The organism is Virgibacillus sp. AGTR, from assembly GCF_016919725.2.
GTDB classification, from domain to species: domain Bacteria; phylum Bacillota; class Bacilli; order Bacillales; family Amphibacillaceae; genus Virgibacillus; species Virgibacillus salarius.
Genome location: NZ_JAJERH010000001.1, coordinates 165,194 through 178,256 on the forward strand (window position 1 = coordinate 165,194; position 13,063 = coordinate 178,256).

Here is a 13,063-nt window from a genome sequence, read left to right on the forward strand (position 1 = left end):
AGTAAGCATTTTTAATTGAATTATGTGAAATATCGTACTTAAAGTAACGGGTGCTTTAACTATAGAAAACCAAAGTATTTTGAATAACTCCATTTAGGTTTTTTTGCAACAAAAACCGCAATAAATGCGGTTGAAAAATTTTGCTAAGTTGGGTCTCGTATCAGTTTTATTTACAGTGGATTAAAAGACCATTTAGAAAAACGTTAAAGAAAAATAAATGCAGGGAAATTAATTCTCTAACAGAATATATAAATAGGAAGAGAGAGGTTCAAGTCCTCTCTCATATAATATCTACCCACGTACATTGTTTGTTCCCTATCTTCCCCCAAATGTACCCCAATTAGATTCATTAACTTACTTTATCCTACGTTCTTGAAAACAAGCAAAACCTTGATACAGAAGGTTTATAAGGGGTTTGATGTAACGCTTTGCAATATAAAAAAATAATAGCCCTATTGTCTTTTTCATAAATAAAATATAACCAATATCAGAAAAATCGTTCAAATTGATTGAGATCAAAAATATATTCATTAACTTCTACAGTTATTTTTTATGCAACGCTAGTGTAATTTCCTAGACTATAAAAAAGCTTGCAAAGAAACAAAAAAGTTTCTCTACAAGCTTCTGATTTCTTATAGTAATCCGATTTATCATTATATTCACTTGTGATTCGTTTTGTTTACGTAATGACGAATATGCTTGTTTATACCAGCTAAAGTGATATTGGCAGGGTCGGCAGTGATGTCTAATTCTAAACTAGAACCATCTGTCGGTAACGTATTGTTAAAAACTTCTTCGTATGCTTCAACAGATAGCTCTTTTCTTGATGATAGTAGATGATCATGTTGATCTATTAGTAAATGTTCACGAAAATTCGGCTGTATTATCCCTGTAAAGAATTCACCAACAGCTCCTGATCCATAACTAAACAATCCGATTCTCGAACCTGCTTCTAAGCCTTTATTCTGCTCAAGCAGTGAAAGGAAACTTAAATACAAAGAACCGGTATAAATATTACCAACATGCTTATTATACAGCTTACTGTATTCCAGGTTTTCTAAAAGACGTTCTTTATCTTCTGTTGTTCCTTCCTCATATATCGTACGTAATGCTTTTAAACCCATCTTTGTATATGGTAAATGGAAGCAAATGGCTGCAAAGTCAGCTAACGTCAATAATGATTTTTTCTTATAATCTTCCCATACTTCTTCGAAGAAAGAAATATATTTTTCATTAGAAAGCTTTCCATCTACCATAGCTGTATCCGAATATACTGGGCGCCAAAAGTCCATTACTTCAGATGTTAAATATGCGCTTTTGTCCTCTAACGCAAGAATCGCCGGATCAGCACTAACCACTATTGCAACTGCACCTGCACCCTGGGTAGCCTCACCACCAGTATTCAATCCATATCTAGCAATATCAGATGCCAACACTAACACCTTACTATCTGGATTTAAGGCGATATGACCTTTTGCTAACTGTATTCCAGCAGTAGCTCCGTAACAGGCTTGCTTTACCTCAATTGTTCGTGCATGTTGGTTTAATCCGAGTAATTCGTGAATATACACACCTGCTGCTTTTGAATTATCAATTCCAGATTCTGTACCGAATATAATAAAATCGATGTTTTCCTTATCTTTATCATCTAGTATATTCCAAGCTGCATTAGCAGCCATTGTCACTGAATCTTGTGTAATTGGAGCAACAGCCATCTTTTCCTGACCAATTCCAATCGTAAATTTTTCTGGCTCCACGTCTCTAGCCACAGCTAATTTATTCATATCTACATATAAATGTGGTGTGTAAAACCCTATTTTGTCTATACCTATCTTCAATGTTCTACTCCTTTACTAACTAATGTCATTTTTATAACCATCGTATTCGTTACATTAGTGATTCTCTTCACAATCGTTTCCTTTATTATTACCAACACCATAAATGATAATATAATCTAACTACAAAAACAATCATCGTGTATTAACGGTTTCATATTTTAATGTAGATATATTAATTAATATTCCAACAGAAATTAGCATAAACAGCAAAGAAGAACCCCCATAACTTATAAAAGGAAGCGTAATCCCTGTAACTGGTAACATTCCAGAAACTGCTCCAAGATTTAATATAGCTTGAATAATTATTTGAAATGTCAAGCCCAGAGCTAATAATTTGGGAAACATATGTCTCTGTTGAAAAGCTATATGAATGCCTCTATAGAAAATCATTAAATAAGCTGCTAGCACTATAATTAAACCTACTATGCCGAGCTCTTCTACTATAATTGCCATAATAAAATCCGTGTGAGCTTCAGGTAGATAACCTAATTTTTGAACACTATTCCCTAGTCCATTACCAGTTATTCCTCCTGCTGCTATTGCGATATAGGAGTTTATGAGTTGATACCCATCAGTAGCAGCGGTTTCAAATGGCTGTTGAAAAGATGTTAAGCGTTGCAACCGATACGGTGATGTGTATGCAAAATAACTTACACCTAAGATCGCAATAGTACCTAGCGCGACTAAATGTATAAATCTAACTCTAGAACAGAATACAATAATTCCACAGGAAAATAGAATTAGAGAGGCTGTTCCAAGATCTGGCTGTAATAAGATAAGCATAAATACAGTTGCTAATAGCAGAAGAGGTGGAAGAACACCTTTGCCAAACTTGTGAATATACGATTGTTTTCTCGCATATATATAGGCAAAATATATAACCATTGAAACTTTGATAGCTTCTGTTGGTTGAAAGACAAATCTACCTATTGAAATCCATCTTTGTGCATAATTCCTTTCTATTCCAATACCAGGAATTAATACAAGAACTAAAAAAAATATAGATGATATAACTAGCAATGGAACCATTCTATTTATCCGATGCAGTGGTATAAGTACGGTGACTATCAAGAATAAGAAACCAATTAACACCCAAAGAAACTGTCTAACAAAAAAATGAGTACTATTATGATAAACTTCATACCCAATCGGATAACTAGCACTATATACCATTACTAAACCAAATGCCGATAACAAAAGAACAGTTATTAATAAGAGATAATCCATTTGCTGTATTTTTTCTTTCATTTAATCACCTTGTGTCAATACATTTTTTCCAAATACATAGCGACGATTAGATCTGATTCGGATACTAGCTATTATTCCTAATGCAATTAAATTAGTTAATAAAGCACTACCACCATAGCTGAGAAAAGGAAGTGCAATACCCGTTATTGGCATCAAACCAACTGTCATAGCAATATTTTGGAAAATTTGAAATGCCATTAACCCACTAATACCAATACAAAGATAAACACCAAACAAGCTACCTGAATGAAATGAAGTCATCATAATTTGGTAAATTAGTAGAAAATACAACAATAGCAATATACTTGCACCTATAAATCCAAATTCCTCACCGATAACCGTAAAGATAAAATCAGTGTGCGCTTCTGGAATTTGCCCATTTTGGACTTGCACACCCTGGTTAAACCCGTTTCCTGTTAATTGCCCAGAACCAATACCTAGGATAGCCTGCTTTAATTGATAACCATAATCGGATGCAAATTCATTCGGATTCAACCAACCATAAATTCTAGATAATTGATGATCTTGAAAAAAACGAGAAAACAACTCAAAATTCAAATAGTATAAGGTTATTAGTAGAATAATTAAAGCAATTAAGCTAACGGTTAACAATAAAAGCATAGCTGTAGAAATATGGGAGACAAATAAAAACGTCAATGTAGAGGCTACGATCATTAAGCCCGAACCTAAATCTGGTTGCATTAATACGAAAAATAATGGTATTACCGTTGCGATGGAAACCTTTAATACAACTGGAATACTAGCAATGAATGATAGACGTTTACTACCAGCCTTCTTTAAAAGAACAGCAATATAAAGAATTAAAAATAGTTTCATAAACTCAGAGGGTTGTAACTGAAAGATCCCCAAATCTATCCATCGCTGAGAACCATTTTTTACTGTACCGAACAATTGGACATAGACTAACATCAAAACCCCAATAAGGTACATTGGAAAAGCCCATTTTTCTAGTAATTCATAGTCAAACCAAGCAACCATGATCAACATAAGAAATCCAACTATATACCAAAACAATTGTCGTTTTACAAAGTAAAACTCATCTGCCACTGCATACTGACCAGACCCACTATACACAGCCACCAGACTAAATAAAAATAAACAGATTAAGATAATAATTAAAAAACGTATACGGCTAAACGTAGTGTCCTTCATGAATTTAGTTACCTTTCATAGATAATAGAGTTTATGTATTCTCCTAAACACCAGTAAATGATTGATGCTCCCTGTCGCTTCCCATTCAAAATAGTTAACATAGTAACCTTATCCATTGTTGACATTTTACTAAATGGGCTAACTGATAGAAATTGATCATGAAAATAATGACCATGCCGAAAATTGCAATTGTCCGCTGCCATGAATTTATTCCTCCCAAGCGTATCTTCATTTAGCTTATCTTCATGATGACATAATGTCAACGAAAATGACAATAAGTCATCAATATAGAATTTGAGATAAGAATTTAGCCAAAGAGAAAGCCGAACTAGATTCGAAACGTTTTACCCGCTCTCATTTGAATCTAGTTCGGCTTTTTGGTTGTAAAAATATTTTACATATTTATAATTTTTCCCTATCATTTTTCTTTAAAAGTGAAGGCTTTAGGATAAGATATATCTCATCTCCATCGTGTTCTTATACACCGCGTTTATTCCCCCAGAGAAAGGTATGTAATTGAGGGAGCACCCGCACATCTTTTAAGATGTTGTTTGTCATTACACGTTCAATAAGCGCTTCGTATTTCTGAAGTAAGTGCTCCATCAATTTATCTGAACTTTCCATACCAATTTCATCATTTCCTACTTGAAGAAATAATTTAGCCTGAGGATACCTTTTATGAATCTGTTCAGCGTATGTTAAGTCACCCTCATCAAATATCACAATTTTTAAGCTATATTCTCCTTTTTGTCGATGTTGTAACGAATCAATTATAAAATCTAACGTTTGATAATTGGTTTTCATCCCTGAGCTAGGAGGCTTTGGTGATAACGTTAGATCATCAATTTTAGTAAACCACGATTGCCATCTACTTCCCTGTGTCTCAATAGCAACTTTTATTTGTTCGTGATGGAGTAAATCAATCAAGCGACTCAATTGGCTAAGTAACGCTGGGTTGCCACCTGAAATCGTTACATGGCCGAATTGATCTCCACCCTTTTGATATAAGGTTTGCATTATTTCCTCTGCTTCCATCATTTGAATGAGATGTTTCTCTGATCCGTCCCATGTAAATGTTGAATCACACCATGAACAGGAATAATCGCAACCAGCAGTTCGTATAAACATGGTCTTTCTTCCAATAACCATTCCTTCCCCTTGAATGGTCGGTCCAAATATTTCAATTACTGGTATTTTCATCTATATTCTCCTTTGGACGATAAACACAATAACTAGAAGGCGTTTCCCGTAAATACACTTGGATACAACGCGGAGAATGCGAAAAACCATCTAAATATTCCTGTACTAATTCATAAATCGTCCGAGCAACAATTTCTGTTGTTGGAAAGGTATTAGGACACACATTTGAAAAAGCAATATCTTCATTCATAACACCATGATCAAAGCGTTTATGAATCAAATCCTTTATTTCTTTAAAATTAACTAAAAATCCTGTGTGGTTAAGTGTTTCACCAACAATCGTAATATTTGTAAAATATGTATGTCCGTGCATGGACTGACATCTCCCAGTGTCTTGATGTGGAATATAATGTGCTGCTGCAAAATGAAAGTCTTTGTTAATTTCATAGGAATAGTTATGATGTGGAACAGGATAGATTTGTTGTATCATTTTGCTTGCTCCCTCTTCCGATTAGCTTCATATTTTTCTAACCCATTTTTTCTTAATTTACATGCCGGACATTCCCCACATCCACTGCCTTTGATTCCGTTATAGCAGGTCAACGTATTATTTTTCACAAATGAAAAAGCCGCTAGCTGGTCACTTAACTCCCACACCCCTGCTTTATCCAACCACATAAGCGGTGTATGCAAAACAAATTGTTCATCCATTGCTAAATTTATTGTTACATTCAGTGATTTAATAAAAATATCCCGACAATCTGGGTAACCACTAAAATCCGTTTCACAGACACCAGTTACTAAATGTTTGGCATCTATTTGCTTAGCTAAAATTGCTGCGAACGATAAAAACATAAGGTTTCTTCCAGGGACAAAGGTAGATGGTAGCTCTCCCTCATTTTCTGTTATCTCGATATCTTTTCGAGTTAACGCATTTGGTGCTAACTGATTTAACAAACTCATATCCAACAGATGATGTGTAACTTCCAAGTGTTCACAAATATTTCTCGCAACTTGTAATTCTTCGATATGGCGCTGACCATATTGAAATGTTACTGCTTCTACATGTTCAAACTTTCTCAGCGCCCAAAACAAACAAGTAGTACTGTCCTGGCCTCCACTGAATACAACTATCGCTTTTTGGTCGTTCATCGACGCTTCTCCTCCTCGACAAAGAAGAGTGTTCGTTAACTAGCATTTCCCATCAAAAAAACAACACTAAGAAGGGTGTTGTTTTGGTCTCCTTAGTTTTTTATAGAGGGATGGAATTGCGAACCTCTCCTGTATTTTTACAGATTTCTTAATTAAGTTGCAGCTCTAGTTTACCATTCATAAACTAATTATGAAAGATACTTCTTTCTTTCACTATAAATGTAGCTTGAATAGGTTCATTACTATTTGTATAAGTCACAGAAGTTCGGCTATAAAGCAATGCCCACTTCTGAAGAATTTAGAGCTTTTAATTTTCCGTAAGCAATGATCGGTTATTTTCAACGAAGGGATATATGTATAGCAATACTTTTGCATTTTAGAAGATCTTTAATATATTTTATTTCATTAAGCTAGGTAATATCGTTACTATTTGCGGAAATACGATTAACAATACGATGCAAATGATCATCCCAATGATCATAGGCACAGCTCCTCGGAAAATTGTCTGTACTGGAATATTAGTCGCGACTCCTTTAATAACAAAGATACTAATTCCTAACGGGGGTGTTAATGATCCTATATTGATTGCCATCACCATAATAATTCCAAACCAGACACCATCAAATCCAAGTTCCATAATAATCGGATAAATAATTGGAAGCGTTAAAACGATTAAGGATAAGCCTTCGATAAAACATCCTAATATAAATAATACAATTAATATTAAGATCAGAATTACATATGCGTTAAGTTCTAACCCACTCACAAAGGAAGTAAGCTTCACAGGTAGTCTGCTAATTGTGAGAAACTGACTAAATAATGTAGCTCCGATAAGTATTAAAAAGATATAGGCAGTTAACCGTAACGATTCATTAAATGATTGCTTTAGTTTATTCCAGTCAAGTCTTCTAGATAAAAAAGCGAAAATAATTGCACCCATTGCTCCTACACCCGCAGCTTCGGTTGGTGTAAAAATACCTAAGTAGATTCCACCAATACTAATTAAGAATAAGCCTAAAAATGGCCAAACATTTTTTAATGTAAGTAATTTCTCACGAATTGTTGCTTGTTCAGATCTCGCAGGTGCTAATGTTGAATTACGCCGAACAAGAATTGCAATAATAATCATAAAGATAATGACCTGAATGACACCAGGAATAATACCTGCTATTAATAATGCCCCAATTGCTTCCCTTGTTTGAATTCCATATAAAATTAAGATCACACTTGGCGGAATTAATATTCCAAGTGTACCACCTGCTGCTACACAAGCTGTCGATAGACTCGGTTGATATTTAAATTTTTCCATTTCAGGAAGTGAAATTTTAGAAACGGTTGCAGTTGTCGCATTAAGTGAACCAGAAATGGAAGAAAAAATGGCTGCAGTACCAATGGTGGCCATTGCTAATCCTCCCCGAAGATGACCAACCCAACTGTCTACAGCTTTGTATAAATCCTTTCCCAATCCCGTGTATGAAAGAATCATGCCCATCAAAATAAATAATGGAATAACACTTAACGAATAGGAACTCGCCGTGTCAAATGGAGTCCTACCGAGCTGAGCAAATGCCACATCCCAACCTCTTATTAATGTTGTACCTGTCAAGCCTACAAATAAAAGAGAAATACCTACGGGAACCTTTAGTAATAACAAGACAATCAATGCAATAATACTAATAAAACCGATTATTTCAGGACTCATTTGAATGAACCACCTTTTGCAAATAATGAATAGCATGCAGAAATGCGGTTAGCGCGAATAATATTGTCCCTATAACTGCTAACATAGCGATCGGAAAAAGTGGAATACGTAAATCACCTGTTACCGTATGAGCGTAAAAGAGACGAATTGCATATTCACAGGTACTCCATGCTACAAGTAGCATTAAACCCGTGATTAACAAATTAATGACAGATTCAAATATCCACTGTATACGAGTTGAGAATCGCTCAATTACAAAGTCAATTGTAATATGTCCCTCTCTGACATGTGTGTAAGCTAGGCTTAAGAAGATGACAAGTGATAGACCTAGCTCCGTAAAGTCGACCGTACCCGTGATAGGAGCTTTAAGAATCCATCTACTGAGTACATCTAATGTAATCAAGATCGCCATCAATAATAGAATGACTTGAGCAATATAATGAATGACTCTACTTAATTGCTTCATTATGCTGTCCATCTAATCACCTTCTTTCTACTTCTTTAGCTCCGCTTTTAATTGAAATGCTCGATCATAAATATGTTGACCGGGATAGCCCCTATTTTCCATGTCATTTATCCATGCTTGAACAATTGGGTCCAATGCCTTTCTCCATGGAATTAATTGCTCCTCTGTTAAATCAATTACCTCTGCTCCATTTTCTTTTGCTAATTTCCTTCCTGTCTGACCGTCTACATCAAAAACACTTCCACTTTCTATAGACGCTTCTATTCCTGTAGCTTCATTTATGACCTGTTTTTCCGAATCTGTAAAACGATAATATGCTTCCTTATTCATTACCGAAAAGAAAGGAGTTGCAGAGAAGTTGCCAATTGTGATATAAGCCGCTATTTCATGTAGACGATAATTATAAAGCGCTTCCAAAGGAACCATCGCTCCATCGATAACACCTCGCTCTAGTGACTCATAAACATCTCCCATTGGCATAGATACAGGTACAGCTCCTAATGCTTCCAAAATATCATTAGCTAACGGAGATGGAGATCGAACACGTAAACCTTTTACATCTTCAGGTGATTCAATACGGTGATTTTTCGTAATTAACTGAGCAGGTTCTGCGGTAAATAAAAATAATGGTATCGTATCAGCATGCTCCTCCTGAATACTTGGAAATTCTTCATAGAGATTTGCTATTATTTCCGAACCATGGACAGCTGTTTCCGCCAAAAAAGGTAGTTCCATAACAGACATCAATGGAAACCTCCCAGGAGAATATCCATGAACGCTTAATGCAATATCTGCTTCTCCCGTAACAGCCATATCATATTGTGATCCTGCCACTCCCAATGCATTGGAGGGATATAATTCATAGATTATGTCTCCATCTGTCTTTTTTTCTATTTCATTACCTATACCTTGTAACACCTGAGTCTGAACCGGATGACTCCCGGGTAAAAAATGAGAAATAATTAAATTATGTTGTGATCCAGTGGAAGCTATTCCTTCAGAACAAGCTGTTAGTAAAAGCAATACAATAATCCCAATAAAATATCCAAGCTTATCAAACATCATTTTCCCTCCAAGGAATAAATTCAGCCATCATCCTTTTGATAACGCTTCCATTTGGTATACAAAATTATATATAAGATCATATATAATGTCAATTGTGAATTATCAGAATTTTTTCTCTTTCGATTAGAAACGTAACGACTGGCGAGTCAACGGAGATAAGGAATCACGGTGTGCTTACGAACCGATGATGACTTATTGTAGAGCAATTCATGAAGTCACCTCGTTTCTGAGCGCTGAACCTGGACCCGGCTTGACACGCCCATATTTATCGACATGGGCTAATTTTTTAATTTCCTAGACTATGTAAAAGGAGCTGTCTGTATTCGTCAGCTCCCTACTTACATAACAGGAATATGAGCCTTTTTTACAAGCACGGTTTTCATCTTGTGAACAAGTACATACTCCACCTTATCTGTTCCCATAAGCATTGCCATCGTGTATAATTACCAGCAAAAAAATCGATCCAATAACACCTTGCATATTATATAAAGGCATCTCCATGGATTTGGTTACGTTGATGTTTAAATGCTTCCTTTGTATTTAATTTATGCATACGAGCTACCTTTTCAACCGTTTCAAAATCAGCTTTTCTACGAAGTAAATCTATGAGTTGTTGATGCTCTTGAATAGAAGCAAAAGCACGTTTAGGATGAAATGCAGAACCTGTTCTCCGTATTGAGTCTAACTTTCTCCAAGATTTGCGAATTTCCTCAACCAAAAATCTATTTTCACAATGGGTATAGATTAAATCATGAAACTGCCGATTTAATCTTCCGAAAGCCTGAAAATCAAATGCTTCAATAGCCTCTTTCATTTGTTGATTTTTCGTTGATAACTCCGTTATTTTCTCTTCTGAGAAGCCCTGTTGGTTACTCAATGCAGTCGCATATCCTTCCATAACTGCTAATACGGAAATCGTATCTAAATACTCGTTTTTATCAATTGGCGTAACTACCGGTCCAATATTGTTCTGATAATCAATTAATCCCTCTGCTTCTAATTGCCGTACAGCTTCTCGTATTGGAATTGCACTTGTAGATAGTTCTTTTACTAATTGATTAATGACAATGCGTTGACCAGGTGCATAGTACCCTTCAATAATTCTTGATTTCATATAATCATAAGCTTTTTGTTTTTTAGTAATTGTTTTATTTTCCATAGTGGATTAATCATATACTATATTATATATGATGTCAAAATGGTTACATACCTCCTCTTCAACAGGTTACCCTTTAGGATAACATCAATTGGTGGCAGGCCTTTCCCAGCTATTTGGCATAAATATTTGATCGCTTTGTGCTAGTAACTATTTTGAACTTTCTCCAATACTATTTTTTATAGCGCTGATGAATATTATTTAATTTATACGTAGGAGAGATAAATTCATAGATTTCCATAGATAATGCAAGATAACGATCTTTATAGATCGTAGAAAAATGCTGTTCGATGGCACGAAACAAATCATCACCTAATCGCTTTTTTTCTTCTTCCGTTCGTCCTTTTCCTATTTTTAACGTAGCATGTACAAAAGCGTCATCTTGAGTACCATCAGCGACAAGATAATCACTCAATTCAATAGCTCTGGAACGAAGTCCACCAATCGGAATGATATCTTGATGGTTAAGTAGTGTGGTATTTATTGTTTTCAATAATTTTGGGATACTCGCCGCTTTTAAATTATCTGTGTATTCAATGATTACATGTGGCACAAGCTCTTCTCCTTTCGCCATATTAATTAGATAGAAAGGCTTCCTCCCCAACTATTGTATTGACAAGACGACCGATTTCTTCTATCTCGGTTACTACTTCATCTCCTACTGCTGTATCTATGGAGCCCTTTGGGGTGCCGGTTAAAATAATGTCTCCTGGGAACAGGGTCATAAATCCACTTAAGTATTCAATTAACTCTGGAATTCCTAAAAGCATATCAGCAGTTGATCCTTCTTGTGTTTTTTCTCCATTGACGTATGTACGCAATGCTAAATTCATAGGATCCTTCACATCGGCTTTATCTACATACCATGGTCCTATTGGTGTACAACCGTCACGATTTTTCACTCTTAAGTTTGGCCGGTAATAATTCTCTAAGTAATCACGTAACGCGTAATCATTTGCAATTGTGTATCCTTTAACATAATCATATGCAACTTCTTTTCTTATCTGTTTCGCTTCCTTGCCAATGACGACCGCTAATTCACATTCATAATGCATAAATGCAACATCACTTGGACGCATGGTGCTGGCTTTGTGACCAATTAGTGTATTTGGACCTTTAAAGAATACAAGTGGGTCTTTTTGAGTTGGAGAAAACGATAATTCCTTCGCATGATCGGCATAATTCAAACCTAATGTAAAAATTGTATTTGGCTTAACTGGAGGCAGCCACACTGCCTGATCTTCGCTTACCATTCTTCCATCATTTAGTTGGATACCATCCTCTGTAACAACTGCTTCATGGACAAGTCCCTGATAAGCAATTCGTGCATGCTTCATGCTCTCCCTCCTACTAGTGCTTCTTCGGTAGTTATCGTATTTTCTAATATACCTATCTTGTTAATTTCAATCTGTACAACATCATTTATTCTGGCAACAGGTGGGTCTTCTGGTATGCCAACTAATAGCACATCCCCTTTTGCTAATGTCATAAACGCGGTCACATCAGCAATTAGTTTCTCAACGGAACGAATAAGATTTTTCGTATTATTTTCTTGTTTCAACACACCATTAATCCTTACTCGAATCTGTAAATCATTAGGGCTATCTACAGAGTCACGTGTTACAACCCAGGGTCCAATTGGACAAAAACCATCGCGAGCCTTTTCTTTAATAGCTGGTCGATAAACACTATCATGTGGAATAGTAACATCATTTACAATCGTATATCCTTCTACGTACGATAATGCTTCGACTTCATTAACCTTGGTTGCTGATTTACCTATTACAACACCTAAGGCTGCACCCATCTCTAGTTCTGAAATGTCCTCAGGTAGGACAATCATCGATCCTGCAGAAGCAAATGTATTGACAGGTTTAATATATAAAATCGGTGCTTTGGGAGGGGCTAGATATGGTGCTTCATACATAGCCTTTTCTAGTTGTTTGTATTCGCCCTGATAGTTTAATAACGTACCGTAAACTGTTCCAGACACAGGGATATCATACGAAACCTCCTCTTGCTTATACGATGTTCCAGCAATTTCGATTTTCCCATTTTCAACATCGACCTTGGCTTCCCTATAATGCTGTATACCTGACATCTTTAAGCGAACGGTCTTCATG

At 35.7% G+C, this 13,063-nt stretch carries 14 protein-coding genes and 1 riboswitch; all 14 genes read right to left on the reverse strand.

Going from position 1 to position 13,063, the window contains the following annotated elements:
* Positions 1–659: 659 nt before the first annotated feature.
* On the reverse strand, positions 660–1,838 hold the full coding sequence (locus tag JUJ52_RS00785; protein ID WP_026681720.1) for a hydroxymethylglutaryl-CoA synthase: 1,179 nt from the start codon (positions 1,836–1,838) through the stop codon (positions 660–662).
* 132 nt (positions 1,839–1,970) lie between these two features.
* Positions 1,971–3,086 carry a putative lipid II flippase FtsW gene (gene ftsW / locus JUJ52_RS00790; RefSeq protein WP_121604948.1) on the reverse strand — a complete coding sequence of 372 codons (1,116 nt, stop codon included), beginning with the start codon at positions 3,084–3,086 and terminating at the stop codon, positions 1,971–1,973.
* Complete coding sequence (gene rodA / locus JUJ52_RS00795; protein WP_121604947.1) at positions 3,087–4,259, reverse strand: rod shape-determining protein RodA; 1,173 nt, start codon at positions 4,257–4,259, stop codon at positions 3,087–3,089.
* Between the two features lie 8 nt (positions 4,260–4,267).
* Positions 4,268–4,462, reverse strand: coding sequence for a hypothetical protein (locus JUJ52_RS00800; protein ID WP_205388449.1), 195 nt, complete (start codon positions 4,460–4,462; stop codon positions 4,268–4,270).
* 274 nt (positions 4,463–4,736) lie between these two features.
* The gene (gene queE / locus JUJ52_RS00805; protein ID WP_121604945.1) at positions 4,737–5,459 is read right to left on the reverse strand and encodes a 7-carboxy-7-deazaguanine synthase QueE; all 723 of its coding nucleotides are present in this window, start codon (positions 5,457–5,459) and stop codon (positions 4,737–4,739) included.
* Positions 5,440–5,889: a 6-pyruvoyl trahydropterin synthase family protein gene (locus JUJ52_RS00810; RefSeq protein WP_205388448.1), complete on the reverse strand. Its 450-nt coding sequence runs from the start codon at positions 5,887–5,889 to the stop codon at positions 5,440–5,442. The genes queE and JUJ52_RS00810 overlap by 20 nt, the downstream gene beginning before the upstream one ends.
* Entirely contained in the window at positions 5,886–6,551 is a 666-nt protein-coding gene (gene queC, locus JUJ52_RS00815; RefSeq protein ID WP_205388447.1) for a 7-cyano-7-deazaguanine synthase QueC, read from the reverse strand. Before queC ends, JUJ52_RS00810 begins: the two co-directional genes overlap by 4 nt.
* An 86-nt stretch (positions 6,552–6,637) precedes the next feature.
* Positions 6,638–6,684: riboswitch (PreQ1 riboswitch) on the reverse strand.
* 264 nt (positions 6,685–6,948) lie between these two features.
* Positions 6,949–8,253 (reverse strand): TRAP transporter large permease, encoded by a 1,305-nt coding sequence (locus JUJ52_RS00820; RefSeq protein ID WP_205388446.1) that lies wholly within the window; start codon positions 8,251–8,253, stop codon positions 6,949–6,951.
* Entirely contained in the window at positions 8,243–8,731 is a 489-nt protein-coding gene (locus JUJ52_RS00825) for a TRAP transporter small permease (protein WP_205388445.1), read from the reverse strand. The genes JUJ52_RS00820 and JUJ52_RS00825 overlap by 11 nt, the downstream gene beginning before the upstream one ends.
* A gap of 15 nt (positions 8,732–8,746) precedes the next feature.
* On the reverse strand, positions 8,747–9,781 hold the full coding sequence (locus JUJ52_RS00830) for a TRAP transporter substrate-binding protein (protein WP_226983502.1): 1,035 nt from the start codon (positions 9,779–9,781) through the stop codon (positions 8,747–8,749).
* A 484-nt stretch (positions 9,782–10,265) separates the two neighbouring features.
* Positions 10,266–10,943 (reverse strand): GntR family transcriptional regulator, encoded by a 678-nt coding sequence (locus JUJ52_RS00835; protein ID WP_026681710.1) that lies wholly within the window; start codon positions 10,941–10,943, stop codon positions 10,266–10,268.
* A 169-nt stretch (positions 10,944–11,112) separates the two neighbouring features.
* Positions 11,113–11,493 (reverse strand): 5-carboxymethyl-2-hydroxymuconate Delta-isomerase, encoded by a 381-nt coding sequence (locus tag JUJ52_RS00840; protein WP_026681709.1) that lies wholly within the window; start codon positions 11,491–11,493, stop codon positions 11,113–11,115.
* Between the two features lie 22 nt (positions 11,494–11,515).
* The gene (locus JUJ52_RS00845) at positions 11,516–12,277 is read right to left on the reverse strand and encodes a fumarylacetoacetate hydrolase family protein (RefSeq protein WP_205388443.1); all 762 of its coding nucleotides are present in this window, start codon (positions 12,275–12,277) and stop codon (positions 11,516–11,518) included.
* The gene (locus tag JUJ52_RS00850; protein ID WP_121604939.1) at positions 12,274–13,062 is read right to left on the reverse strand and encodes a fumarylacetoacetate hydrolase family protein; all 789 of its coding nucleotides are present in this window, start codon (positions 13,060–13,062) and stop codon (positions 12,274–12,276) included. Before JUJ52_RS00850 ends, JUJ52_RS00845 begins: the two co-directional genes overlap by 4 nt.
* Position 13,063 lies beyond the last annotated feature (1 nt).